The sequence below is a fragment of the Acinetobacter sp. 231_lipA genome (assembly GCF_058243005.1).
In genome coordinates this window covers 84,479-110,953 of sequence record NZ_JBZAYU010000002.1, presented here as the reverse complement: position 1 = coordinate 110,953, position 26,475 = coordinate 84,479, and the positions used below count along the sequence as shown (strand labels likewise).

Here is a 26,475-nt window from a genome sequence, read left to right as displayed (position 1 = left end):
GATGTCTCCTTCAATTATTGACGTCGTAAGTTGTCGATTTTGTCTTGATCCAATTCAATACCTAAACCTAAACCTGTTGGGATTTTCAGCTCAAAATTTTCGTATTGAAGTGGGGTTTTTAAAATTTGTTCAGTCAGTAGCAATGGACCAAATAATTCAGTGCCGTATGTTAAATTACTGAAGGTTGAAAATACGTGTGCAGAAGCAATCGTACCGACAGGGCCTTCTAGCATCGTACCGCCGTAAAGGTCAATACCTGCAAGATTAGCAATTTTCCCAACTTCACAGCCTTCAATTAAACCACCTGATTGTGCAATTTTGACTGCAAAAACAGAGGCAGCATTACGTTTTGCCAGTTCATAAGCGCTTTGCGGACCCATGAGGGATTCATCCGCCATGATGGCAATATCGAATTTACGGGTTAAGCGTTCCATCGCATCGATATTGTTGATTGCGCAAGGCTGCTCAATCAGGTCAACACCACCATCTTGCAGCATTTGAATGCCTTTAATCGCAGTCAATTCAGTCCAAGCACGATTGACATCGACACGAATGGAAACGTCATCGCCTAAGGCTTTTTTGATCGCTAAAACATGTTCAACATCTTGTTCCACAGGGCGTGAACCGATTTTGAGTTTGAATATATTGTGACGTTTGCTTGCAATCATTTTTTGCGCTTCAGCAATGTCTTTTTCAGTATTGCCCGAAGCCAGTACCCATAAGACTGAAATACTGTCACGCAAACGGCCGCCTAAGACTTCACTTAAAGGCAAGCCAAGACGCTGCGCTTGGATATCTAATAATGCGGTTTGAATGGCGCATTTAGCAAAACGGTTGCCATTAATATTACGGTTAATGATTTGCATCGTTTGTGCGACGTTTAAACCATTTAACGTTTTTAATAAAGGCGAAAAATAGGTTTCAATATTGGTTTTAACACTTTCAGGACTTTCTTCGCCATAGCCTAAGCCACCAATTGTGGTTGCTTCGCCCCAGCCGATAAAGCCGTCTTCCGTGCTTATTTTCACCAGTACTAAGGTTTGTGTTTGCATTGTTGCAACCGCCATCTTATGCGGACGGATGGTTGGAATCTCAACAAGCAAAGTTTCTATGGACTTATACATTGCAAATCTTTCTTCAGTGTTTATCTATTTATATACCCTAAGTTAATGTAATATCTTAAACTAGAGCAAAATCGGTATTTTTGAATACCTAAAAGGTATATAAATGGAATTAAGACATCTACGCTATTTTGTGACGGTGGTGGAAGAGCAAAGCATCACCAAAGCGGCTGAAAAGTTATGCATTGCCCAGCCGCCTTTGAGCCGGCAAATTCAAAAGTTAGAAGAAGAATTAGGCATTACTTTATTTGAACGCGGGTCTCGTCCGGTCAAAACTACTGAGGCGGGTATGTTCTTCTATGAACATGCTGTACAGATTTTAACCCATACTGCACAAGCGACGTCCATGGCTCGACGTATCAATGCAGTGGATAAGACGGTGCGGATTGGTTATGTCAGTTCATTGCTATATGCATTATTGCCGCAAATCATCTATTTATTTCGACAGCGTTACCCAGACATTCATGTGGAATTAATCGAGTGCGGAACACGGGATCAGATTGAAGCCTTAAAAGCAGGTAAAATTGATATCGGTTTTGGACGTTTAAGGTTAACTGATCCATCCATTATGCGTTTATTATTGCACAAAGAACGCCTTAAACTTGCTGTGCATAAAAATCATCATTTGGCAGAGTTTATTGACACAGGCGTGTATTTATCACAAATTCTCGATGAGTCGATTTTCTCTTATCCACTTACACCTAGACCTAATTTTTCAACCTTGATTCAGTCTATTTTTACTGAACTGGGTTTAGTGCCGAAGAAGTTGATCGAAGTCCGTGAAATCCATTTAGCGCTCGGTTTGGTGTCTTCTGGTGAGGGGATTTGTTTAATTCCTGAAAGCGCCAGTGATATTGGGATGAAAAATTTAATCTATATCCCAATTTTAGATTTGGACGCTTACAGCCCAATTTCCTTATCAGTTCGGAATATGGATCAGAGCGCGTATATTCCCAATATTTTAGAATGCATTAAACAAGTGTTTGAGGAAGAAGGGAGACCGATTCAACTGAAGGAGGATTAATGCGGTGTAATGTGTTTGACACCTTATGAATTGCATACTGTTGATTCAAAATCTCTCTATATTGCAATTACACTTGCTCTAAATTTTTCATCCTTAAATGCTGTGCAATGTGCTGCAGCTCTTGTTCATCATTGATCAAGCCTTGCTGAATAGTTTCAATTTTTTCTTGAATATTGGTCAGTACCTTTTGGCATTGCGCAACAAGCTCATCGGTATAGCGGTCCAGTTGCTGCCATAAGCCCTGTGAAATTTCACTATATAAGCGGTCATGCCCAATAGCTAAAATTTCTTTACCATCATCTGCATAAATTACTTCATAAGTCAGATATTCAGAGAATTGCAAGGGTTCGAGCGGCGCATGGGACAGCTGATAATCGACTAAATTACTCGAAATCTGTTGGGATAGAAGCTGCTCTGCCTGTTGTGTTAATGCGCTATACAGTTCATTTACTGCTTGCTGTTCAGCATATTGTTCTAATAGCTTTGGCAAGCTTGCAATCATGCTGCGCCATGTTTGCGTCATGATTTGCTCTTTACTCTCTGTCAATGCGCTGCTGGCATTGTTCAGAAGTTGCTGCAATTGATGCAGTTGCGGCACAGCTTCCAACTGTAAAGGCGCTAAGATTTGTTCCTGCAAATGATGCATCAATGCTTCTGCGGGTTTGCGCTGTTTATAGGCCAAGGCGGGTTGGGTTAAATGCAAAAGCGCATCAAATAAGTGGTTAAACCCGGCACTTTGCATCGCCTGATCATTGAAGTCCGCATTTTTTAACATCTGTGAAGAAGTCGAAATTGGGGATTGTAGCAAGACAGGATCAACCTGCATTGCGATAAGCTGATCAATCGCACGGGTATGCACATCAGTTTCTTGCAGATAACGTTGATTAGCGCTTTTATTGCGTAAGACTTGGCAAATATCACCATCGACTTCATCTTCTTCAAAATAATCACTGCGGGTAATTACGGGCAATAACGGTTTGTGTCGGCGTAATTCCTGCCCCAGAGTAGCCAACTCTTTAACCTGACCGGGTGAGGATGAACTGCTTAACCACAGCACGCCATCGGCACTGTCCAAAAAGCGCTGGGTTAATGCGGCATTTTCTGGCGTAACTGAATGTAATCCTGGAGTATCGAGCAAAATCAAATTTTTGCCTAGGCAAACACCTTGTATGCGTGTGGTGGTTTCAGTTGCGCCTTCTTTAAAATGCTCCTGACTTTCAATAATTTTACCGGCATTGAGATAAAAATATTCAACACTTTGCTGCCGTCTGCGAAAACATTCAGCCAATGCATTACATAACGAACTTTTGCCTGCATTAAATTTTCCGAAAATTAGCAAAATAATTTTATCGTCAAAATGGTCTGAGATGGATTGCGCAGCTTGCAGCGTTTCTAATTGCGTTTCCCAATTAGCAAGATAATGTTCGAGCTGTGCATTGAGGGCGGCGATGTCTTGAGCCATTTTGCTGTGAAAAGCCAGTCCGCAGCTATTCAAACGCTGATGATTGAGATTGATCGCCAGTTGCTGATGCCAAGTATGCATTTTATTTAAATGCAGCAGGATGTCCTGCTCAGGCTGATCAAAAGCTTCGGTGGCATGAATAAAGGTTTGAATTGGGTCATGGATCATGATGCAAGCTCCAAAGTGGCTGAGGCGTGTTGGGCTTGTTGGATCTGTTGAAGTTGCTGCTGCAAGTCTTGTAATTGTTCTTTTAAGTGCATGCGGTCAGCAGAGCCTTCAAAATAATGGGCAAATTCACGGTCTAAACGCTGACGTCCTGATTCGTCCTCAAAAATAAGCTTTAAATCTTTGCGCAGTTTGACTGAAATACCCATCACCGCAACCATGACCGTGTCCAGACTGCGGACATTGCTTTTTTGTGTGTCCGGCAAACTGACCACACCGTAGCGAACCAGATGGCTATTAATCTCGATACAGGCGCGGGAATAAGCGACTTGAATGCGGTTGCGGTCACGTTTGCCTGCGGTTACTTTATACATATTGGCAAAGGAATCCGGCTCTAGGGAGTCATCTTGTCCAGAAACGTGCAGAATTGGCTGTAAGTCTTCACGGACTTTATCCAGAACTTGATTGAGATCATGCTCAAAAGCTTGGCGTTGATGGTCTAGGGTTACGCTGAGTTGCTGAATATTGGCCTGGGTAGTTTGTTGCAGCTGCGACAATTGTGCTGTGAGATCCGTAAAGATTTTATTTGTTTCAAACTGGCGGACAGCGGGTACTTTTTCAATCACGCGGCTGAGTGTTTGCTGTAATTCAGGGATGCCGCTGCGTTGTACAAGCAGGGTTTTGGAATTTTCTATGCCTTGACGATGACGTGTTGCTGACACAGGCAGCACGGTTGCAGCCGGAGCTTGTTTTTGAATACTGTCAATAATGTGCGCTAAAACAGTTTGATCTGGAATCTGGTCAATTTGAGTCAGTACTAAAACGCTTTGGCGCTGTGTTTGCGCGGCATCTTGCTCGAATTGCTGAAATAACCGGAGTTCATAAGGATCAAATTCACCCTCACGTACTGAATGGATCATTAAGCGGATATCGGCTTTATTCCACATCGCATCTTGGGCATGTTGATCATCGATTGTCGCGACATCAGCATCCAAACCTGGCGCATCTAGCCAGCGGATATTGTGCTGCAGATGCTCGGAGAGAGTCACAGTCTCTCGTTTATCTGCAACCGAGAAAATATCATCACCAATCAGTTCGTTTAATAACCGGCTTTTACCATGGTTATATTTACCAATCACCGTCACTGTTGGGAGTTGACCGGCCTGTACGATGGCGCGCAGTCGAGCCAAAGGCATATTATATTCAGGGAGAACAGCTAAAATTTCATGGATCGCTGCATCAAAAGTTTGAATATCCATATTAATATCTTTTCCATAAAATAAATCAGGCTAAGCTGTGACAGCTCGCCTGATTTCAAGATTCAAAATATTACTTTTAACGGCATCAAGCTTGCAGGCGAGGGCGGTCGACCAATTGGTTATCCACACCATCGACTAGACGGCTTAGCTTAAGGTCAAATACCATTTCAGCAAATGGACCTTCAACGCCATTGGCTTGACTTGCTGCTGCATCTGTATGCTCTACAGCTTCAACCACAAGGCCTTCACGTGTTGCATAAGCAAAGTCATCGTAAGTGTACGGGTCGCCAGCCACGTTGATTTGCGTTGTCAGTTTACGATGACCGTCCGCAGACACGAAGAAGTGGATGTGTGCAGGGCGGTTACCGTGGCGGCCTAATTGGTTAAGCAATTGCTGTGTTGGGCCATCTGGTGGGCAGCCATAACCTGCTGGCAGAATCGTTTGTACACGATAATGACCTTGTGCATCGGTCATAATAGTACGGCGCATGTTGAACGGTGTTTGTTCGCCAGTTGGGTCAAAGTGTGAATAGAAACCTTTGGTGTTGGCATGCCAAATTTCAACTTGTGCATTTGGAATCGGTTGACCGTCTGCATTATAAATTGTGCCATGCAGCATGAGCGTATGGCCATTTGGATCGCTGCCATCATCCATGCGGGCAAAACCTTGTGAAACAGGCGCGCCAGCAACATAAAGAGGGCCTTCAATAGTACGCGGCGTTGGGTTGTCAATGCCTAATGCTGCATCGGCTGCATCCATACGCATATCTAAGAAATGGTCAAAACCTAAACCTGGAGAAAGTAAGCCCGCTTCATGGCTGGTACCCAATTGGTTGATATAGGCAACCGCAGCCCAATATTCGTCAGATGTAATGTCTAAATCTTCAATGGTTTTAAATAGGTCAGAAACCACACGGTGAATGATTTGTTTAGTACGCGGGTTGCCACCTTCTTGCTCAATTCCGCTGAGCAAGTTGATGAAGTTTTGTACTTCTTCCGTGTCGAAAATTCTAACATTTGCGTCTGTCATGGCGATCTCCTTAATATTGCCATCATGCTGGCTTTCACATCATATTTTTTAAATCATTTTATGAGTGAAACTTGCATCGATCCTGATATTGTTTATTGAATGATTGTTGATATATACCTTAATTTAAATGTAATACCCTTATCTAGTCTTGTTTCGGTATCTTTAAATACTAAAAAGGTATATTTTGAGGTAAATTCTTAAAGTATTTTATAATGTGATTCTTTTTTTAATCATGAGATCTTTTGCGAAAGTTAATTTAAGTGAACCGTATCGAGTTTGTCGGAGACCCCACTTTCTTGAGATGAGATACTGTCTTGGTAGTCAATCAGGTTTTTAGATTATTCGCTCAATAAATAATCTCTCTCATAGGCAGTCTAATGTTTTAACACGTCATAACATAGATGTATAAGCTTACGCATTGCAGCACTTAAAGTACACTTTTTATTCTTACCCTAGCTTAATAATTGTTGGTATAAAGCTTCAATTGATCTCTTTCATAAATAAAAAAAAGATCCTCTTTTTTGTTAATATTTACACTCCAGATTTTTTAACATTCGTGCATAATCTGCGGATGAACTACATCGATTCACACAAGCTTTCTGATCCTCAGTTCAAGTGATACACGGGCATCTCATGATCAACCTTTTATTTAATGGTTGAGCAATTGAAAATGCATGTCTCTGCCAAAGTCAGACTGCCCAAGTTAAGCCTGGAGGATCAGGTTCTGCTCTGTCTGTGTTATTGGCGGGAATACCGAACGTTTTCACGTTGTGACGAGTTACGGGGGTTCAGAGCCAACAGCCTCACGAATTGTACGTCATGTTGAAGATTGTCTGATTCAGTCCAATCTGTTTAATATACCCGAAGGCGAAGGGATCGACCGGAATGTGGTGATCGTAGATGCCACAGAAATTCCAATTCAAAGGCCTAATAAAACAGAAGAAAAGCTATAGCGGAAAGAAAAAGAAGCACACCTTTAAAGTACAGGCCATGATTCACTACAAGACTCAGCAAATTCTGAGCTTATTACGCTGTTACACCGTATCCCATGGTTCAATTGAAACAGTCCATCCAAGAAAGTGAATTGGGCAAGATGCATTACGGTTATTTAAACCAGAATGTTTGCTATCTCATGAGTCGCGTTTTGTAAGTTTTACCAAAATGATTATATTCCTAAACAAATGGGTAGTGGTACAACTTCAAGTAAAGCAGATTTACCTCGTGATATTACTATGCCGATGCAGTAAGTAGAACAAGCTGCAGAAATCCTGAAAAAAGATGGTCTGTTAGTTGAAACCGAGCAATTTTTCCAACTCACTGAAAAGGGGCAAAAAACTGCACATGCTCTATTTGATATCGCAAATAGGCACCAAAATGAGGTGTTCTCAAAATATAGTGAAATTTAAAAAGAAAATTTCACTAAAATATTGAGAGATATTGCCAGAATTTAGTCGTAAAACTGCTTTTATTTAAGTATTAATTTATTGATATTTATGGAAAAGTATAATGGTTATCACTGTTGTAAAAAGAATAAAAATCACATAAAAATTTTAAATTGGCATGGAATTCGCTTAATTTAATTATTGCAAATTACATTGAATATTCTATTTTAAGTATATTAATATACTTTTAAGATAATTGAATTTTCTATGGAATTATAAAAGAATCAAAGAGCATCATTAAGTATTGGAAACTTAAAATATGCTGAGAGTTCTGCAATGGAATACATTTCTCGCCAGCTAAAAAAGCGCCAGTGAGAATAAAAATTAATTTGATAAAAGGTCTAAATAATGGAATTATCAGTCAAATTAGGGAAACAAAATCATCTCAAATTTATATCAGCCTACACATTATTAGCATTGAGCTGTAGCAATGTTGTATATGCTGATTTTGTCAAAGATAGTGAAACATCTTTAAACTTTAGGAATTTTTATTTAGAACGAGATTTTGATAGTGCTCAACCTGACATTGGCAGTTGGTCTCAAGCAGCAGGTATTAAATTTTCATCTGGTTATACGGAGACCCCACTGCAAGTAGGTCTTGATCTCACGGCAAATTACGCACTTCGTTTGTCTGATCGAAATGAAGAACGCCCAGATACTGTTTTGCCATTTGAAGATGGAAAACAGGTGAATCACTATCATAAGTTAGGTGCAACGCTTAAGCTTAAATATCAAGATTCTGAATTGCGTATTGGTGAGCTTATGCCACGTACTCCAGTGGCATTTATTGATGATTCACGCCAACTGGTGACAACTTATGCAGGTGTGGCATTTGAAACTAAAGCGATTGATAACCTGAAGCTATCTCTAGGACGCATTACCCATATTAATGCTCGTAATGATGATTCATTTGAAAAACTCAGTTTATTTGCACCGAATGGTCCGCGATTTGAAAGTGATGGTCTAAATTACTTGGGACTGGACTACAACTTTACTCCAAGTGTCACGGGTGCATATTGGTATGGTCAATTAGAAGATATCTATCAACAACATTATTTAAATGCTGTTTATAACACCACAATCGGTGAGAGTAAGGTGAAATTTGATGCACGTTATTTTAATAACAGTGAAGCGGGTGATGCTTATTACGGTAACATCGACAGCCAAACTTTTGGTATGCAAGCCAATTTAAACAACGGTCCACATACTATTACAGCAGGTGTGCAAAAAAATAAAGGCGATAGCCCGTTCCCAACCTTGGCAGGTTATGCACCTCAACCATTTTTACATACATGGTCATTACTTGGATTTATTAAACCAGAAGAGTTGACCTATCACATTCTTTATTCATACGACTTTAAAGCACTAGGTGTACCAGGTTTGCGTGCGACAGCACGTTACTTGCATGGTAGCGATATTGCTCGTGCTGGATTTAAAGATAATGAAGAAACTGAAACCAACTTCATTTTAGGCTACACCGTTCCTCAAGGCACATTCAAAGGGCTAGGTTTGGAATGGCGTTATATCGACACAACCACAAAATATGGCGCAGGTAATACGCCAGGCACAGATTTCGTTGAAAACCGAATTATCACTACTTACACCTATAAATTCTAAATACCAAAAAAGACAGAATAATCTGAATAATGGAGATACAGATGAATTTTAAAAAACTATTGATGGCAAGCTGTGTCATTGCTGCCGCAAGTACTACGCAAGCAGATATTACAATTGGCGTTGTCACGTCATCATCTGGTCCAGTTGCAATGGTAGGCATTCCGCAGAAGAACAGTATTGCATTGTTACCTAAAAAAATTGGTAATGAAAATGTGCGTTATATTTCACTTGATGATGCAAGTGATCCCACAGCATCTGTAAAAGCTGTTGAAAAGCTGATTAAAGAAAATAAGGTTGACGCAATTATCGGTCCATCAGGTTCACCGAATGCAACTGCAGTCATTGGAACAATTGCTAAAGCACAAGTTCCACTTCTTGCTCCTGTAGGTACCTCTTCAATTGTTCAACCAATGAATGAACAGAAGAAATGGGTTTTTAAAACTACACAAAACGATGAAATTATTGCAGCAGCTCTCGTTCAGGATATGGTGAAGCGTAAAATTAAAACCTTAGGTTTTATTGGAACAGCGGATCCGTATGGTGAGAACTGGGGCAAAGTACTTGCAAACCTTGCCGCAAAACATGGCATTAAGATTGTCGCTAAAGAGTCTTTCCAACGTCAAGATACTTCTTTGACAGGGCAAGCTTTAAAACTTATTAGCCAAAAGCCTCAAGCGATTTTAGTTGCCGCGCCTGGTAGCTCTGCCGTTCCACCACAAGCGGCACTTTATGATCGAGGTTATCGTGGGCAAGTCTACCAAACGCATGGTGCTGCACTGGATCAGTATCTAAAACTTGGTGGCAAGAAAGTAGAAAATACGATTTTAGCTGCAAGTTTAATGTTGGTTATTAACGAAGTGCCTAATACGCATCCTTCGAAAAAAGTGGCATTGAAATATATCAATGACTATAAAGCAAAATATAAACAGGTTCCTGCAACCTTTGGTGCCAATGTCTATGATGCTGGCTTGCTACTAGAAAAGGCGATTCCAGTAGCCTTGAAAAAAGCAAAACCGGGCACAGTTCAATTTCGTAAGGAACTACGACAAGCACTTGAAAATACAAAAGAAGTAGCAGGTACGCAAGGTGTTTATAACATGAATGCCAAAGACCATAGCGGATTCGATAAACGCGGTCGTGAGTTAATTATTGTTAAAAACGGTCAGTGGAAGCTTCTCAAGTAATTCCTCCTTTTTTAAATATTATTCAATAACTACCCAAAAGTGATGATTCATTCATCACTTTGGGATGATTCATCCGCAAGAATGGTTAGGAACATGTTATGGATTTGAATATCGCATTAATTCTTGGACAGGATGGGATAACCAGTGGTGCAATTTATGCATTATTGGCTTTATGCATCATCTTAGTCTTTACAGTCACACGTATTTTATTGATTCCTTTAGGTGAATTTTCAGTTTTTGGCGCATTAACATTAGCTTCGATTCAAGCAGGTCATCCTAGTTTAATTGTTTGGCTAGTTGCCGCGCTATTTTGCGTTAATACGGTTTTAGATCTGTATGCAAAATTCAAACATAACGCAACCTTTAATCATAAAGTCACATTATTCAGTGCCATTTACATCGGGCTCATTATTGCTGCGATGTACAAATTACCTTTAGCTGAACTTTCAATGTGGTGGCAAGTTATATTAACGCTTGCAGTCATTACTCCACTTGGTCCGCAACTTTATCGAACTTTCTTCCAGCCTTTAGTGGCTGCTAAACCATTAGTCCTTTTAATTGTTTCTATTGCTGTTCATGTAGTTTTAGTGGGTATCGGATTACTGATCTTTGGGCCAAATGGCGCTCAAACTCAACCTTTCAGTGATGCAACATTTGAATTGGGTAGCTTGATGGTCAATAGTCAAACACTAGTGATTATTGCAGCATTCTTTATTTTAATTTTTTTATTGTGGTATTTCTTCGAAAAAACCTTATATGGTAAAGCTTTACATGCAACAGCAGTGAATCGTGTCGGTGCCCAGCTTATGGGTATTTCACCAATTTTTGCAGGTAAATTGACTTTTATTCTGGCTGCTTTCATTGGCACCCTTTCGGGCATATTAATCGCGCCTATTACGACGCTTTATTACGATTCAGGTTTCGTGATTAGCCTTAAAGGATTTGTAGGCGCTATTATTGGTGGTTTGATTAGCTTCCCCGTTGCAGCAATAGGTTCTTTAGTTGTCGGGCTCATTGAAGCTTTCTCTATGTTTTGGGCAAGTGACTACAAAGAAATTATTGTCTTCACACTCATTATTCCTTTCTTACTCTGGAAATCTTTGACTGCTCGTCACGTCGAGGAGGATGAAGAATGAAATCTAAATATTTATTTTTAGCCTTTGCCTTAGTGGTATTTGTGAGTCCATTTTTTTTACCAACCTATCAAGTGACTTTACTGAATTACATTGGTTTGAATGCGCTGGTTGTATTAGGTCTAGTGCTACTGACGGGTGTTGGTGGTATGACCAGTTTCGGTCAAGCAGCCCTCGTTGGTATTGGTGCATACGCAACTGCGTATTTAACAGTAACCGAACAGCTTCCGTCGTTTTTGGCTTGGACAGGGGGTAATCCTTGGTTAGGACTCTTGTTAGGTATTGTTATTACGCTGGTATCAGCAGTTCTTGTGGGTGGTCTAACCCTTAAATTATCAGGGCATTATTTACCTTTAGGCACAATCGCCTGGGGCATTTCACTTTATTACTTCTTCTCGACCATTGAATCTTTGGGTGGGCATTCCGGAATTTCAAATATCCCTAGTATCTCTGTGGCAGGTTATGCCTTTGATAGCAGCAACAAAATCTATTATCTCATTTGGTTAATTTTGTTCGGCGCAATCCTTATTACTAAAAACTTACTTAATTCACGTGAAGGACGGGCGATACGTGCACTGAAAGGTGGACAGCTCATGGCTGAGTCGATGGGCGTAAATACTTTCCGTTCAAAAATAATGGTATTTATTACCGCATCTTTATTTGCCTCTGTTTCAGGTTGGCTGTATGCCCATACCCAAAGCTTTATCAATCCAACTCCATTTGGATTACAAATGGGTATTGACTACTTATTTATGGCACTTCTAGGTGGTGTGGGAAGTATCTGGGGAGCAATATTGGGTGCGGGTATTTTTACTATGGTTCGTCAATGGCTTCAGGATATTTTGCCAATCATTTTTGGTAGTGAAGGTCATTATGAAACCATTTTCTTTGGTTTGATCATTATTATTCTGATGCAAAAAGCACCTGCTGGTCTTTGGGCATTTATTGTTAAATATACGCCAAGTCGTTTTAAACCAGTTGATATTCATCCGACAATCCAACCCGTCGAAAATACATTGAAAGAAACTGAAATTCCTGCAAAAGGAACAGTGATTCTTGAAGCGAAAAATATTACCAAAAAGTTTGGTGGTCTTGTTGCCAATAACGATATGAATTTAACAATTCATGCCGGTGAAGTACTGGCACTTATTGGTCCGAATGGTGCTGGTAAAAGTACCATGTTTAACCAAATTTCTGGTGTAGATGTCCCAACCAGTGGGGAAGTAATATTCCAAGGGAAAAAAACCAACGGTATGGCTTCTCGTGAAATTGCCAAATTAGGTTTAAGTCGAACTTTCCAACATGTCAAAATTTTGCCTGAAATGACCGTTTTGGAAAATGTCGCGATTGGAGCGCATTTGCGTGGTGATAAAGGGGTTTTATCCTCCATGTTTTATCTAGACCGTGAACAAGAAAATATCTTGTTAAACGAAGCTAAAACTCAACTCGAACGTGTTGGTCTAGGTGACTATTTATATGCTGAAGCAGGTAGTTTGGCACTTGGACAACAGCGTATTCTCGAAATTGCACGTGCTTTATGTGCGAGCCCAAGTTTATTACTCCTTGATGAGCCTGCAGCAGGCTTACGTTTTAAGGAAAAACAGGCTTTAGCAGAATTACTTTCTAGATTACGTGAACAAGGTATGGCTATTTTATTGGTTGAACATGACATGGACTTTGTCATGAACCTTGCAGATCGCATTGTCGTGATGGAATTCGGTCAAAAAATTGCTGAAGGCTTACCGGAAGAAATCCAAAAAAATGAGGCTGTTCTCGAAGCATATCTTGGAGGTGTGGCATGACACTCATAAATACAAATCAAAATGATCAAGGTAAATCTTTACTCGAAGTAAAAAACTTGAGTGTTGCCTACGGCAAAGTTGAAGCTTTGATGAATTTTAATATGCGCGTCAATGAAGGTCAGATCGTCTCAGTGGTCGGTCCAAATGGTGCTGGTAAAACCACTCTATTGTCCGCAATCATGGGACTATTAGGTTCTAAAGGACAGGTCGATTTTGATGGGCATATTGAACAAGGGCCACAAGTTGAAACTATGGTGGTCAGAGGTTTAGGCTTAGTTCCAGAGAAGCGCGAGCTTTTTGGTTCTATGAGTATCGAAGATAACCTTATGCTTGGCGCGTTCCAGCGTTATCGTCAAGGTGATCGTTCTTTGAAAGATACCTTGGATGAGGTCTATACCATTTTCCCACGTCTCAAAGAGCGTCGCGGACAAGAGGCGGGTACACTTTCAGGCGGTGAGCGACAGATGCTGGCTGTAGGACGTGCATTAATGGCAAAGCCTAAACTCCTGATGTTAGATGAACCGAGTCTTGGCTTAGCACCACTTATTACACGTGAAATCTTTAAAGTGATCGATCAATTACGTGGTCAAGGTGTCTCAATTTTACTGGTTGAACAAAACGCACGTGCAGCCTTAAAACTTGCTGATTATGCCTATGTACTTGAAATGGGCGAGTTGTCTATGCAAGGGAAGGGCAGTGAGCTTGTTGAAGATCCAAGAATCATTGAAAGCTATTTAGGCATTAATAGTAAGCACCAAGATATTCTGGCGGTTTAATCGCAACTGTTGAGTGCAACTCAGCAATAAAGGAGGCGATGATGCAACAATCAGCTAAAAAGATATTGGTTTATGGAGCAGGTGCGATAGGAAGCGTATTGACTGTTCGATTGACCCTGGCTGGCCATCAAGTCAGCGTGATTGCACGTGGGGAAAACTATCATGTGATTTCTCAAGAGGGTATCCATCTTGAAGATCTCACCGGTCATCACCACATCCGACCTTACCGTGTGGTGAGTGATGTGAGTGAACTTGAACCACAAGATTATATTTTTATTGCAACCAAATTTCATGCCTTGGCTGAGATTACACCGCAGTTAAAAGCTTTATTGCATGATGATACGGTGATTGTTCCATTAATGAATGGAATTCCATTCTGGTATTTTTATGGAATAGAGCACTCAAGTGAAAGGACTTATATCAAATCCTTAGATCCCAATGCGCAATTATCAACACAATTTCCTTTGAAGAATTTAATCGGGTCAGTTGTTTTTATTACTGCACAATTATTGCAACCTGGAAAAGTGAAGTCTATTAATCCTTATTTGTTGATTTTTGGTGAACCAGACCATCAACTTAGTAATCGATTAAAACAGCTTGTTGAACTGTTTGTGGATACCAACATTGAAGCTCGACCAGTTGAAACAATTCGTGATCAAATTTGGACTAAGGTGATGGCTAATCTGAGTTCTAACCCACTTTCAGTAGTAGCCAATACCAGCCTAGACCAAATTTATTCTCATCCATATTTACATCCTATCTCACGTGCTATCACCCAAGAGGTTAGGCAAGTCGCAGCGTGTTATGGCGCCCGTATCACTATTGATCCCACTACTTTTTTGAAACTTGGTACAGAAATGGGCGCAACCTATACGTCCATGTGGTACGACTATCAAAAAAAACATCGACTGGAATTAGAAAGTATTGCAGACGCAGTTTTTGAACTTGCTGAAGTTTATGGCTGTGAAATGCCCATGACACGCTGTATTTACGACCTTACTCAATTTCTTAGCACACAATCACTTAAGCAAGAAGGAGCTGTATCATGAATTCAACTGTAAATCCTTTAAATGTTTCAGATACTGAATGGCAACTCAGAGTAAAGCTTGCTCATTGTTATCATCTTATTGATTTTTTTGGCTGGACAGAGACGATTTTTAACCACATTTCTGCTCGTCTACCAGGTGATGAACATTATTATTTAGTGAATCCATTTGGTCTCAATTACACAGAAATCACCCCTGAAAATCTATTAAAAGTGGATCTAAAAGGCAATAAAGTAATGCCTTCCGAATATGATGCCAATCCTGCAGGTTTTGCTCTTCATAGTGCGGTTCATGGTGCCCGCGATGATATCCGCTGTGTGATTCATACCCATACAACACCAATTAGTGCGATTACACAAAAAAAGCAGGGCTTTAAATACGATAATTTCTATGGTGCACAGCTATATGGTCGAATTGGATACCACACTTTTGAAGGTATTACGCTTTTCGAAGACGAAAAACAGCGCATGATTGAAAGTTTAGGCGATCATCATATTTTGGTTTTACGTAATCATGGTGTGGCTGTCGGTGAAAGCAGTATTGAAAAAGCATTTTTCTTGCTCTGGACAGTACAGCGTGCAGCGGAAATTCAATGTCAGGCAGATGCAATGCAAGGAGAAGATGTTCATTTGACTGAAACAGTACAGCAAAAGTGTGCAGACCTCACACAAATGCTGATCAAGGAAAGTAGTTTTGCCGATAAATTTTTCAATGCCATGGTCAGAAAAATGCAAGAAAACCATTAAAGAATAGAGGGAGCGTAACAATGGAATCTAATCTTAATAAAAATATTATTTTGACAACACCAATCCAAGAAAGAACTGCATGGGTTGGAAAAGATCTAGTCCATAAAGATGACTGGATTTATCATTTGTCAGCAAATGCAATTCAGGCTTTAGATGAAAATCTAGCTTATATAGAATCAGGAAAACTTACGCTAGCACAGATCAATCATGAGCATCTGACCGTAAAAGATCCAGGAATTCTGGCGGAATTTTCCAAATGGTCAGACGAATTAGAAAATGGATATGGATTCTTCCTTTTAAAAGGATTAGATGTTAACCGTTATTCTGAAGATCAAATGGCTACGCTGTATTTTGTGATTGGTTTATATATGGGGCAACCTGTCACACAAAACGCACATGGTGATTTACTTGGCAAGGTTGAAAATGTAGGTGATTTAAAGAATAAGTCAACACGTGTATATGAAACCAATGCCTATCTTCCATATCACACTGATTTGTCCGATGTCGTTGGTCTATTATCGATTCGTAAAGCAAAGCAAGGCGGGCTTAGCAGTCTAGTTAGTGCAGCCACTGTATATAATCAAATTTTGGAAAAATACCCTGAATATCTCGGTTATTACTATCATCCGACCTATTGTGATCATTTAGGTGATCCAGAGCCAAGTTTAACGCCCATTTTTAGCTATTGGGAAGGTAAATTAAGCTGCCGATATATGCGAGCATATATCGAGTTAGGGCATGAGCGTCTCGGCATACCACTTTCTAGTGTACAAAAGCAAGCATTTGATATTTTTGATCATTTTATTAATAATCCTGATCTTCGACTAGACATGATGCTTGAACCAGGAGATATGCAGTTCTGTAACAATTATAGTGTCATGCATTCAAGAACAGCATTTGAAGATTTTGAAGAGCAGAGTCAGCGTAGAAAACTACTACGTTTATGGTTGAAAATGTCGAATGCACGTGAACTAGCTAAAGATTTTCCTGGTCGAAATGGTATAGCGGCAAAAGTCGCATAGTTTATGAAGAATTCAGCGTAGGATGGCTTTTTTACTAGTGGTTAAGTCATCCTTATGCTCTCTTTGTAGATGGATTTAAATACCAAATTATGGACCTCTTTCATAAATCAAAAAAATGACCACCGTTTTGCTCGATATTCATCCTCTAATTTTCTTGGCATTCGTGCATAATTTACGAATGAAATAGATCGATTCAAAGAAGCTTTCAAAACACACTTTAAGCGATATACAGGCATCTCATGGTCAACTTTTTATTTAATGGTTGAGCAATTGAAAATGCATGTCTCTGCCAAAGTTAAGCCTGGAGGATCAGGTTCTGTTCTGTCTAAGCTATTGGCGAGAATACCGAACCTTATTTCACGTCGCTATAAGTTACGGAGTTTCAGAGCCAACAGCCTCAAGAATTGTAGGCCATGTCGAAGATCGCCTGATCAAGTCTAATCTGTTTAATTTACCGAAGAATCTGCCTGAAGGTGAAGGCGTAGACTGGAATGTGGTAATCGTGGATGCTACAGAAATTCCAATACAAAGACCTAAAAAACAGAAGAAAAGCTATAGCGGCAAGAAAAAGAAGCACACCTTTAAAGTACAAGCCATTATTCATTATAAAACTCAGCAAATTCTGAGTTTATGTAACAGTCGCGGTGCAGTGCATGATTTCGAGTTGTTCAAGCGCAATTTAAACCAGATTCCTTCAGGAGCTTTTGTTCTTTCAGACAAAGGGTATTAAGGAATTTCTCTGTACACGACAAAAATAGATAACTCATTGAAATAATGTCATAATAATTGTTTTCTAACGACGAATACTATGACACATCTCAATGAGTTATATCTTATCTTAAACAAATATCTAAAATGGAACAAGTCACATTTAAAGTGCTTTGCGCTCATCATGCTTGTGATTATTTTAAAGCAAACATGTAATCTTTCTTCTGCATCTAAAGCCTTGCCCATCAAGTGCTTACCACAATCATTTTATCGACGTATGCAGCGCTTCTTTGCAGGTCAGTATTTTGATTATCGTCAAATTTCTCAGTTGATTTTCAATATGTTTTCATTCGACCAAGTGCAACTGACTTTAGATAGAACCAATTGGAAATGGGGAAAACGAAATATTAATATCCTGATGCTCGCAATCGTTTATCGTGGAATAGCGATACCTATCCTTTGGACATTGCTTAATAAACGTGGAAATTCAGATACGAAAGAGCGCATTGCTTTGATTCAACGCTTTATAGCCATTTTTGGTAAAGACCGTATTGTGAATGTGTTCGCAGACAGAGAGTTTATCGGTGAGCAGTGGTTTACATGGTTAATTGAACAAGACATCAACTTCTGCATTCGTGTTAAAAAAACTTCATTGTCACCAATCATTTAGGAAAGAATCATAAAATTAGTGATTTATTTCGCCATCTTAAAGTTGGTCAAATTGAATGTCGTAAACGACGGATTTTGGTTGGTCGGGTGAAACTATATATAAGTGCACTACAGTTAGAAAATGGAGAGCTTTTACTCGTCGTTTCTCCTCAGTTTAATGCCAATGCTATTCAGGATTATGCATTACGCTGGGAAATTGAAACCTTATTCAGTTGTCTCAAAGGACGCGGGTTTAATCTTGAAAATACGCGCTTGACAGACCCTAGACGAGTGAAAAAATTGATTGCGGTGTTAGCTATAAGCTTCTGTTGGTGTTACTTAACGGGTGAATGGCAACATGATCAAAAAAAAGTGATAAAAATAAAGAAGCATGGACGACTCTCAATGAGTTTATTTCGCTATGGTTTAGACTATGTTCAAATGGCGATTCAGCGTTTAATTGGTTTTGGGAAAAAAGAAGAGTTTAAGGAAATTTTGGCAATTTTAAGAAGGCAGAACCCTGATAGGATAAGGGTTCTGTGAAATTTGTCGTGTACAGAGAAGGAATTTATAAAGTGTATCCGAATAGCCTAGTACCGTTAAAAGTCAAAAGACGCTGTAAACAGGAGCCTGAACTAAAAATCTATAATCAGGAAATCAACAAAAGAAGAATCGGGATTGAGCATATATTTGGCAGTCTGAAGACCTTTAAAATCCTTGCTGAACGTTACCGAAATAAAGGTAAAAGACTAGGTTTGAGATTTAACTTAATTACTGGAATTTACAACTTGGAGTTGAGTATAAAATGATTTATGAAAGAACTCTAATGAACATGCACCTCATTCCAAAACAAAGTGATGTTTGCCTATTATTGAACAGTCACCGTTACAGGTTCAGCATAACTTTGCACACGACAAAAGCAGGTTGATATTGTGATCATCTATCAAAAAAGGCATGAAGAACTACATCTATTGGCAGACTTAACTAGTCTTAAATTTTTAGGCGAAGGTGAATGGAAATGTAGGAAATATCAGCCTGAATATCGTCGGCAATGGCGTAAACCGCATATGGGTATAGATGCTAAAACCTTGCAAATATAAGCTGTACAGCTCGCCACAAATAATGTCAGTGACTCGCAAGTCTTGAGTGATCTGCTGAATCAAATCTCATCTGATGAACGCATTGATTCTGTCTATACCGATGGAGCATATGACACGAAATTGCGTAGACAAGTGATTTCAGATCGTCAAGCACATGCCGTAATTCCTCCAGGAAAAAATGCAAGGCCATGGAAAGATAAGAAATTTGGGGCTTTAGAGAGAAATGAATTATTGAAAACAGTCAAACATCTAGGAAAAACGCTTTGGAAAAAGTGGTCTGGTTATCATCAGTGTAGTTTGGTAGAAACCAAGATGCATTGCATCAAATTATTGGGCGATAAACTCAGTGTAAGGAGTTTTGACAGTTAAGTCAATGAAATCCATGCACGTATAGCCATGTTAGATAAATTTACAGAATTAGGCAGACTTCGTACCCAAGTTGTCACTTAAATTTGAGCAACTTAGGAAAGTTCTATCTTTAAAATCTTTCTACAACAAAGCCCTTATAGTGAGACTTTTCTAGAAGTCAACCTTGCAATCAGCTGGTTATTCAAGTGGTTACTTAAATCTAAATATTGAAATAAATATAATTAAATAACAATCATATAAAAATTTATGTGATGCGTAGGATACGCATCATATATTAAGCGTTCTATTTTGATATAATTGATACAATCAATCCTTTGAGAGGTTTCATTTAAATTTCATGAGTCTTACAGAAATTAAGGTTCGCCAAGCGCATTGCAAGGAAAAAACTTGTTTTTTATCTGATGAAGATGGACTTAGCCTGAAGATTGAGCCGAATGGAAGAAAATCTTGGTGTTATCGCTATACAGATCCACAAATAAAAAAACGTCGCCGCATTCAGTTAGGACTTTATCCTGATTTATCACTGAAAAAGGCACGACAAGTCAGAGATGATTTTAAAGACAATAATTTTAGTTTTGAAAAAGATACTATTTCTAATGTAATTACTTTTCGTAAAGTAGGGGAGGAATGGCTACAGTTCAAACTTAAGAATGCATTTAATGATTTACCCCGCTGCGGTGTACTACAGTTAGCAGAAAGATGTTTACAGCATGATATTTACCCAGACCTTCAGGATTTACCTTTTGAGAACGTCAAGCGCTATGACTTGGTTTCAGTAATAAAAAAAATAGAGGCGCGCCAAGTAAAAGAACCAGTCAAAAAAGCTTGTAGCTATTTGAACCAAATTTATGATTACGCTGTAGCGATGGGTTATTGTGAATACAATATAGCTCATGGTTTAAATAAAATTGTAATCAACAGTAAAATTAAGAAGAACTATCCGTATTTAAAAGCGGAGGAAATATCCGAATTTAAGAATAACTTACAAAAATTGGATGCCCATCCCATTATTAAAAAAGCACTAATGTTCAAATTACATACTGGAGTGCGAGGGGCTGAATTGTTATTGGCTGAGCCTCATCATTTTGATTTAAATGCAAAAATATGGAAAATTCCTGCCTTGCATATTAAACAATTTCGACGTAAAGTCATTTTAGGCCATGAGATTCCAGACTTTTTAGTACCACTTTCAGATCAGGCTTTAGAGATTTTAAAAGACGTCATGCAATGGTCATACGGTGAAAAATATATTTTTGCAAGCCCTCGGAAACACAATCAACCGATTCATTTCAATACATTAAATATGGCTATTCGTAAGATGGGCTATGGCAAACATCAATTATCCTCTCATGGACTACGTTCCACTTTTAGTACCATTTTGAATGACTCAGGTTTATTTCAAGATAATTGGATTGAGGCACAACTTTCACATATTGATAAGAACCGTACCCGTGCCAGTTATAATCATGCTGATTACTTAGTTCAACGGACTGAAATGATGCAGTGGTGGGGTGATTATTTAAGTAATGGCTAGGTGAGTATCATACTTTTATATAGAAAAACTCTCTGTACACGACAAAAATAGTGAACCGTACCCGGTTTGTCTGAGACTTTTTATTTAAGTTAGGCCACCTGAACTAATCGTTTATTCACACCTCGTTTTAGCCAATCATAAAAGCGTGAAACTGATACATGAAGTAATCGTGCCATCAAAATAATCGGAAATAAGTGTTTTGGGATTTCACATAGGCGTACCTTACTGACTTTATTTGGCAAAGTACGCTACTGCCTTTTTTAGAAATTCACGTTCCATTTCACCATTTCAGCGGATTTAAGCTGCTGTTTAAGTTGCTTATTTTCTTCGAGCAAAGCGTTTAGATCAGATGAATACTATTTAGTACCAGCTAAAGTCCCTGCTTTTGCCTTATTATTCTAATGCGAAAGGGTCTGCATGGAAATGCCGAGTTCTCTAGCTGTTTTTAGATACATTGCCTTGAATGGCTTCTATTGCTTTGATGGTTTCAGCTTTAAATTCTGCCGTATACGTCTTGTGTTTCTTGCTCATGGTAAACTCCTGATGAGTATGTATGGTTTACCAAGTTAAAACCTCCTGTTTTTTCAGCACACATCAGTCATTAAAAGGATGAATATACCCATCGAAAATTAAGAATAATCGGAAGAGGTAGTGATAGTGTCTAGGATCAAGTCAGGCAATAATGCCACCCCCATGCCTTGTCGTACATAGTATAAAATAGCTTGTACATCGTTGATAGAAAAGTATAGCTCCCAATGCGGGCTCTATGATTGCAGATTGGGTTGCTACGAAATTCCATGGAGTGATTGCCTAACTTTAAGCAAGATTTCTTTTTCTTAGTTTACTTTTTGTCCAGATTAAGCCTATAAATTCTGGACTTTTTTATTATGTAACCTGAATCCTATTTTAAGCCAATGTTTCTATACCTCGATGGAGTACCATCCACCATACAGTCAGTGTGGAATTTCGTAAATATTAGTTAAACGTCAGCGGATTATGATCTTATTCAGAATTATCAGACTATCCGGTAATCCCCCCCTGAAAATAATTTTTAAAAACAACTTAGGCTAATTGATAAACACTATCTGGAAAGATTAAAAGAAAATATTTTTTAATTTCTGCTAATTCGTTTAAGGTAGGTTCCCTTTCAAGAAGTTGAAATGTCCAAATAAGTACAGCCTGATGATTATCATAGCAAGTATTTACTCCAAGAAAATTAGCCATTCCGTAACTTCTATTGATGTTCATTTCTTTAATTAATTGATTTCCTAAGTCACGAGCTTGCTGGCTGATCAATAATTCATTTGGCAACATGGCGGTCATCTCCACAAAATAATCTAATAGAGCTTCAATCCTTACATTTAAAAAGTTATAATTTAGTTGAAATAGATGAATTATGCTTTCTATAAGTTGTAATGATCTGCTGTAGGTTAAATATAGCAGGGTATTACTCAGTCAACAACTTAAAATAACTCTTAGTAGGTTATTTTTTTGTAAATTAATTGATATATGATTACTTGCAAGTTATCCAGCCTCATGGGCGATCGAAAAATTTTAAAATTAAGTGATGTAGTACGTGCGACAGGCATCAATCGCAATACGCTCACGAGTATGTATTATGATCGTGCTGTACGTATTGAATTGCCAGTCGCCGATAAGTTATGTAAATACTTTAACTGTACGATGAATGATTTGTTTGAGTTTAAGGAAGATGTTGAAGAAAAAGATTAACCAATACTTCGTTTGATAAGTTTTCGCTACAGGTCTAATACTGAATTTTATAAAATTTCATGGAAAACAAATATTTACTTTATTATTTATATAAAGGAATCAATCGAATGATAGGGGTATTTTTCTTATAACTTAGTTGAGAACAGGGGATAATGACCCACAATAGCTGTAACTATTGTGGGTTTGTTCCATGTAATGCAATTTGCCGTACACGGAATTTAAAATGACTTCACTGCAATTCTCATCTTACGTTGCGATTGTACTTATTGCAAGATTTTGAGTATTTTTACATGATTTTCTATTTAACGATTTAAATTTATTCTTTTTACCATTTTGATAATTTTAAGTACTTGATCTTGAAGTTATAATGTTTGAGATCGAACGTTCAATGGTAATATGATGTGGTTCTAGGATTTTAGACCACGCCTATAAGTGATAATCTACTCCCCAATAAGCATGGGAAATGCTTGTTTTTGGAGTCAACCATGACACGAAGAAAACGTCGTAATCATTCAGCAGAGTTTAAAGTTAAAGTTGCTCTCGCAGCAATTAAAGGCGACCACACACTCGCTGAACTTTCTACTCAATTCGATTTACATCAAAACCAAATCATCGATTGGAAAAATCAACTGCTTGAGCAATCAGTCAATATTTTTTCACGACCAACAGCACAACAAGAACCAGAGATTGACCTCAAAGCTCTACATGCCAAGATAGGACATCAGGCATTGCAAATTGATTTTTTAGAAGGTGCGCTCAGAAAAATAGGGCAGCTGAGCGGCAAAAAATGATCGATAAGACCCATCAACTTTCGGTACGACAACAATCGCAATTGATTCAAATCAATCGCAGTACGTTGTATTACAAGCCCAAAGAGATTTCATCAACTGATTTGAGTTGGATGCGTCTAATCGATGAAATTCATCTCGACTACCCATTTATGGGCAGTCGAATGATACGAGATATGCTACAGCGTCAAGGACATCAAATAGGTCGGCGTAAAGTCCGACGTTTAATGCGCTTGATGGGAATACATGCCTTGTATCCAAAACCCAATACCAGTAAGCCTAATCTTGCACACCGTATTTTCCCATATCTGTTGAAAAACATGGTCATCGATCACTCTAATCAAGTCTGGTGTACAGATATCACGTACATTCCTATGGCTAAAGGCTTTGTCTATCTGTGTGCAATTATAGATTGGCATAGTCGTAAAGTACTGGCTCATCGAGTATCGATCAGTATGGAAACAGACTTTTGCATAGATGCGTTGCAAGAAGCAATTGTGAAATATGGTTGTCCTGAGGTGTTTAATACAGACCAAGGCAGTCAATTCACAAGCGAGGCATTTTTGAATGAGTTAAAATTGCGAAATATCCGTATCAGTATGGATGGGAAAGGACGATGGATGGATAATGTAATGATTGAGCGTTTATGGCGCAGCGTGAAGCATGAGGAAGTCTATTTGAAGGCTTACGATACGGTTAAACAAGCGAAACAATCAATTGCTGAATATTTGGATTTTTATAACATGATACGTCCTCATTCAAGTTTGAATAAGGCAACACCGGATGAATTTTATGATCAACATTTACTAAAAGTAATGGCAGCATAATTTAAATATTTAGAGCGGATTTATCACTTATAAAACTGAATTGAGTGGTCTAATTAACGGAACCACATTAAATACCCCCATTTTTAATTGAATTAATGGGTAGAAAATCTAAAGCCCTTGTTATTGTTTAAAAATAGGTGGACAACCATTTACCTACATATGAGGTCGTTCATGATTATAAAAGTACTGCCAGTTAGTTGTATAGTTCTGCACCTCGCTCAGATCTCGAAATAAATATTGATTTAAACACTCATAACGTACTGTACTATTAAACCGCTCAACTGAACCGTACCGGGTTTGTCGGAGAGTCAATATTCTGAGAGACTATCCCGATGACAAAATTAAATATACCCATGAAATCAGAGAAAGAGCGGTTCAATTATTGATTGAATCTGAAAAAGATTATCCATCGAATTGGGCGGCAATCACAGCAATTGCGCCTAAGATTGGTTGTACTCCTGAAACACTTCGTGCCTGGCATCAAAAGCATTTAGATCAGCAAAATCCTATTAAAGTACAACAGATATCTGATCAAGAAAAAATGAAGCAAATGGAACGTGAAATTAAAGAATTAAAGCGTGCCAATGAAATTCTACGTAAAGCAGCCGCTTTTTTCGCCCAGGCGGAGCTCGACCGCCCACACAAATAATGGTGGATTTCATCCATAACAATAAAGACTTATATGGTGTTGATGCGATTTGTAGGATTTTACCGATCGCAGCTTCAACCGGCTTTGTTGCACAAAGATTTGAAATGCAAAGCGCCCCTAATTGAGCCAAATTTAAGGCGTAACTTGGGTAAGTGGTCGACCTAATTCCGTAAATCTGTTAAGGACTGCTACACGTGCATGGATCTCATTCACTTGGCTATCAAAACTCCTTGCACTGAGTTTATCTCCTAATAATTTGATGCAATGCATCTTAGTTTCAACCAAACTTCGACGATGATAGCCTGACCATTTTTTCCATAGTGTCCTGCCTAAACGTTTAATTGTTCGAAGTAATTCATTTCGCTCTAGCGAGCTACTCTTTGTATCTTTCCATGGTTTCGCATTTTTTCTAGGTGGAATCACCGCATGCGCTTGCCGATCTGCAATGACCTGACGGCATTGCTTGGTGTCATAAGCTCCATCGGTATAAACAGAGTCAATCCGCTCATCTTGTGGAATCTGATTAAGTAAATCACCAAGCACCTGTGAATCACTGACATTATTGGTTGTAAGCTGAACTGCTCGTATTTGTAGGGTTTTAGCATCTATACCAATATGAAGTTTACGCCATTGGCGACGATATTCAGGTCCATGTTTCTTGCGTTTCCATTCGCCCTCACCTAGAAACTTCATGCCTGTAGAGTCCATGAGTAGATGCAGCCCATCGCTACTTTTTTGGTAGCTGATTACAATATCAATATGCTTTTGTCTTCTACAAAGCGTGGTGTAATCTGGAGCTATCCAATTTAATCCGCAAAGTTTAATCAGACTTTGCACAAAGCCAGTGACCATACGTAAAGACAGACGGAATAAGGATTTAATCATTAAGCAGCATTGGATGGCTGCGTCGGAGTAGGTTTGATTTCGCCCTTGTTTGCCTTTTGATGGCGCATACCATTGCGTAGCAGGATCAAACCAAATGGCAATATTTCCGCGACTCATGAGTGCTCGGTTATATGCGGGCCAATTGGTTGTGCGGTAGATTTTGTGTGTAGGCTTCTTCATTTGAAAATTATATCGCTGAAAAACCCTTTACAGATAGGTTTGTGCAACAAAGCCGTGCAAAACTCAAGAAAACTTTTGTTATATTAAATAATACAGTTCAAGCCTTATAGCCCACTCCTCTTGAATGGGCTTTTTTATATTTTTCGTAAATTTAAGAGCAATTAAATCCCTTTATTATATATAAATCAAATACATAAACCAAAATTTAGAAAATAAAATCTTACTTA

General features: G+C 38.8%; 23 protein-coding genes, 6 pseudogenes and 1 other annotated feature. Of the genes and pseudogenes, 20 read left to right on the top strand and 9 right to left on the bottom strand.

Annotated elements, in window-relative coordinates; translation table 11 throughout:
* Window positions 1-14: 14 nt before the first annotated feature.
* A complete protein-coding gene (locus AC4CUX_RS18915) occupies window positions 15-1,124 on the bottom strand; it encodes a muconate/chloromuconate family cycloisomerase (protein ID WP_490792668.1) in 1,110 nt (369 codons plus the stop codon).
* Between the two features lie 103 nt (window positions 1,125-1,227).
* On the opposite strand from AC4CUX_RS18915, the gene catM reads away from it, so the two are divergent.
* On the top strand, window positions 1,228-2,145 hold the full coding sequence (gene catM / locus AC4CUX_RS18910) for a cis,cis-muconate-binding transcription regulator CatM (protein WP_130146696.1): 918 nt from the start codon (window positions 1,228-1,230) through the stop codon (window positions 2,143-2,145).
* A gap of 67 nt (window positions 2,146-2,212) precedes the next feature.
* On the opposite strand, the gene AC4CUX_RS18905 is transcribed toward catM, so the two are convergent.
* The 4 genes and pseudogenes from AC4CUX_RS18905 to AC4CUX_RS18890 form a co-directional block, all read right to left on the bottom strand.
* Window positions 2,213-3,775: a dynamin family protein gene (locus AC4CUX_RS18905; RefSeq protein WP_490792667.1), complete on the bottom strand. Its 1,563-nt coding sequence runs from the start codon at window positions 3,773-3,775 to the stop codon at window positions 2,213-2,215.
* Window positions 3,772-5,031 carry a GTPase gene (locus tag AC4CUX_RS18900; protein ID WP_490792666.1) on the bottom strand — a complete coding sequence of 420 codons (1,260 nt, stop codon included), beginning with the start codon at window positions 5,029-5,031 and terminating at the stop codon, window positions 3,772-3,774. Before AC4CUX_RS18900 ends, AC4CUX_RS18905 begins: the two co-directional genes overlap by 4 nt.
* Window positions 5,032-5,116: 85 nt before the next feature.
* Window positions 5,117-6,061, bottom strand: a complete 945-nt coding sequence (gene catA, locus AC4CUX_RS18895) for a catechol 1,2-dioxygenase (RefSeq protein WP_490792665.1) — start codon at window positions 6,059-6,061, stop codon at window positions 5,117-5,119.
* A 374-nt stretch (window positions 6,062-6,435) separates the two neighbouring features.
* Window positions 6,436-6,546: pseudogene (locus AC4CUX_RS18890) on the bottom strand (IS110 family transposase); the annotation flags it as partial.
* A 167-nt stretch (window positions 6,547-6,713) separates the two neighbouring features.
* On the opposite strand from AC4CUX_RS18890, the gene AC4CUX_RS18885 reads away from it, so the two are divergent.
* The 16 genes and pseudogenes from AC4CUX_RS18885 (at window position 6,714) to AC4CUX_RS18810 (ending at window position 21,188) form a co-directional block, all read left to right on the top strand.
* Window positions 6,714-6,887, top strand: coding sequence for a transposase family protein (locus tag AC4CUX_RS18885; protein WP_490792664.1), 174 nt, complete (start codon window positions 6,714-6,716; stop codon window positions 6,885-6,887).
* A 74-nt stretch (window positions 6,888-6,961) separates the two neighbouring features.
* On the top strand, window positions 6,962-7,144 hold the full coding sequence (locus AC4CUX_RS18880) for a hypothetical protein (RefSeq protein WP_432242685.1): 183 nt from the start codon (window positions 6,962-6,964) through the stop codon (window positions 7,142-7,144).
* Window positions 7,083-7,467 (top strand): annotated as a pseudogene (locus AC4CUX_RS18875) (p-hydroxyphenylacetate 3-hydroxylase reductase component); the annotation flags it as partial. The gene AC4CUX_RS18880 and the pseudogene AC4CUX_RS18875, both read left to right, overlap by 62 nt.
* 384 nt (window positions 7,468-7,851) lie before the next feature.
* The gene (locus tag AC4CUX_RS18870; RefSeq protein ID WP_490792663.1) at window positions 7,852-9,120 is read left to right on the top strand and encodes an OprD family outer membrane porin; all 1,269 of its coding nucleotides are present in this window, start codon (window positions 7,852-7,854) and stop codon (window positions 9,118-9,120) included.
* Between the two features lie 41 nt (window positions 9,121-9,161).
* On the top strand, window positions 9,162-10,304 hold the full coding sequence (locus AC4CUX_RS18865) for an ABC transporter substrate-binding protein (protein ID WP_168399371.1): 1,143 nt from the start codon (window positions 9,162-9,164) through the stop codon (window positions 10,302-10,304).
* Window positions 10,305-10,402: 98 nt separating this feature from the next.
* Window positions 10,403-11,440 carry a branched-chain amino acid ABC transporter permease gene (locus tag AC4CUX_RS18860; protein WP_432242686.1) on the top strand — a complete coding sequence of 346 codons (1,038 nt, stop codon included), beginning with the start codon at window positions 10,403-10,405 and terminating at the stop codon, window positions 11,438-11,440.
* Entirely contained in the window at window positions 11,437-13,239 is a 1,803-nt protein-coding gene (locus AC4CUX_RS18855) for a branched-chain amino acid ABC transporter ATP-binding protein/permease (RefSeq protein WP_432242687.1), read from the top strand. Before AC4CUX_RS18860 ends, AC4CUX_RS18855 begins: the two co-directional genes overlap by 4 nt.
* Window positions 13,236-14,015: an ABC transporter ATP-binding protein gene (locus AC4CUX_RS18850; RefSeq protein WP_163167241.1), complete on the top strand. Its 780-nt coding sequence runs from the start codon at window positions 13,236-13,238 to the stop codon at window positions 14,013-14,015. Before AC4CUX_RS18855 ends, AC4CUX_RS18850 begins: the two co-directional genes overlap by 4 nt.
* A gap of 41 nt (window positions 14,016-14,056) precedes the next feature.
* Window positions 14,057-15,064: a ketopantoate reductase family protein gene (locus tag AC4CUX_RS18845; RefSeq protein ID WP_490792662.1), complete on the top strand. Its 1,008-nt coding sequence runs from the start codon at window positions 14,057-14,059 to the stop codon at window positions 15,062-15,064.
* On the top strand, window positions 15,061-15,807 hold the full coding sequence (locus AC4CUX_RS18840) for a class II aldolase/adducin family protein (RefSeq protein WP_004890211.1): 747 nt from the start codon (window positions 15,061-15,063) through the stop codon (window positions 15,805-15,807). The genes AC4CUX_RS18845 and AC4CUX_RS18840 overlap by 4 nt, the downstream gene beginning before the upstream one ends.
* Window positions 15,808-15,827: 20 nt before the next feature.
* Entirely contained in the window at window positions 15,828-16,829 is a 1,002-nt protein-coding gene (locus AC4CUX_RS18835) for a TauD/TfdA family dioxygenase (RefSeq protein ID WP_490792661.1), read from the top strand.
* Between the two features lie 280 nt (window positions 16,830-17,109).
* Complete coding sequence (locus AC4CUX_RS18830; protein WP_490792660.1) at window positions 17,110-17,559, top strand: transposase family protein; 450 nt, start codon at window positions 17,110-17,112, stop codon at window positions 17,557-17,559.
* 78 nt (window positions 17,560-17,637) lie between these two features.
* A protein-coding gene (locus tag AC4CUX_RS18825; RefSeq protein ID WP_088631513.1) for an IS4-like element ISAba1 family transposase occupies window positions 17,638-18,728 on the top strand; the annotation gives its coding sequence in 2 pieces (ribosomal slippage) (window positions 17,638-18,178 and window positions 18,178-18,728; 1,092 coding nt in all).
* Window positions 18,725-18,994, top strand: a complete 270-nt coding sequence (locus AC4CUX_RS18820) for a transposase family protein (protein WP_490792659.1) — start codon at window positions 18,725-18,727, stop codon at window positions 18,992-18,994. Before AC4CUX_RS18825 ends, AC4CUX_RS18820 begins: the two co-directional genes overlap by 4 nt.
* 93 nt (window positions 18,995-19,087) lie before the next feature.
* Window positions 19,088-19,735: pseudogene (locus AC4CUX_RS18815) on the top strand (IS5 family transposase); the annotation flags it as partial.
* Between the two features lie 256 nt (window positions 19,736-19,991).
* The gene (locus AC4CUX_RS18810; RefSeq protein WP_000059655.1) at window positions 19,992-21,188 is read left to right on the top strand and encodes a tyrosine-type recombinase/integrase; all 1,197 of its coding nucleotides are present in this window, start codon (window positions 19,992-19,994) and stop codon (window positions 21,186-21,188) included.
* A gap of 98 nt (window positions 21,189-21,286) precedes the next feature.
* Here the strand turns inward: AC4CUX_RS18810 and AC4CUX_RS18805 are convergent.
* Window positions 21,287-21,719: pseudogene (locus AC4CUX_RS18805) on the bottom strand (transposase); the annotation flags it as partial.
* A 531-nt stretch (window positions 21,720-22,250) separates the two neighbouring features.
* The gene (locus AC4CUX_RS18800; RefSeq protein WP_004986445.1) at window positions 22,251-22,502 is read right to left on the bottom strand and encodes a hypothetical protein; all 252 of its coding nucleotides are present in this window, start codon (window positions 22,500-22,502) and stop codon (window positions 22,251-22,253) included.
* A 195-nt stretch (window positions 22,503-22,697) separates the two neighbouring features.
* Between AC4CUX_RS18800 and AC4CUX_RS18795 the strand changes: the two genes are divergently transcribed.
* Both AC4CUX_RS18795 and AC4CUX_RS18790 read left to right on the top strand, forming a co-directional pair.
* Window positions 22,698-22,919, top strand: a complete 222-nt coding sequence (locus AC4CUX_RS18795; protein WP_035245357.1) for a helix-turn-helix domain-containing protein — start codon at window positions 22,698-22,700, stop codon at window positions 22,917-22,919.
* 485 nt (window positions 22,920-23,404) lie between these two features.
* Window positions 23,405-24,534 (top strand): IS3-like element ISAcsp5 family transposase gene (locus AC4CUX_RS18790; RefSeq protein ID WP_100607972.1). Its coding sequence is split into 2 segments (ribosomal slippage): window positions 23,405-23,657 and window positions 23,657-24,534, totalling 1,131 coding nucleotides; the frame shifts between segments, so codons are not numbered across the junction.
* Window positions 24,535-24,687: 153 nt separating this feature from the next.
* On the opposite strand, the pseudogene AC4CUX_RS18785 reads toward AC4CUX_RS18790, so the two are convergent.
* A pseudogene (locus tag AC4CUX_RS18785) lies at window positions 24,688-24,816 on the bottom strand (integrase core domain-containing protein); the annotation flags it as partial.
* Window positions 24,817-24,850: 34 nt separating this feature from the next.
* Between AC4CUX_RS18785 and AC4CUX_RS18780 the strand changes: the two are divergent.
* Window positions 24,851-25,263 (top strand): annotated as a pseudogene (locus AC4CUX_RS18780) (transposase); the annotation flags it as partial.
* Window positions 25,141-25,257, top strand: a sequence feature (AL1L pseudoknot). (Overlaps the previous pseudogene by 117 nt.)
* Window positions 25,264-25,315: 52 nt before the next feature.
* Here AC4CUX_RS18780 and AC4CUX_RS18775 read toward each other — a convergent pair.
* Entirely contained in the window at window positions 25,316-26,248 is a 933-nt protein-coding gene (locus tag AC4CUX_RS18775; RefSeq protein ID WP_053579251.1) for an IS5-like element ISAba12 family transposase, read from the bottom strand.
* Between the last annotated feature and the right edge of the window lie 227 nt (window positions 26,249-26,475).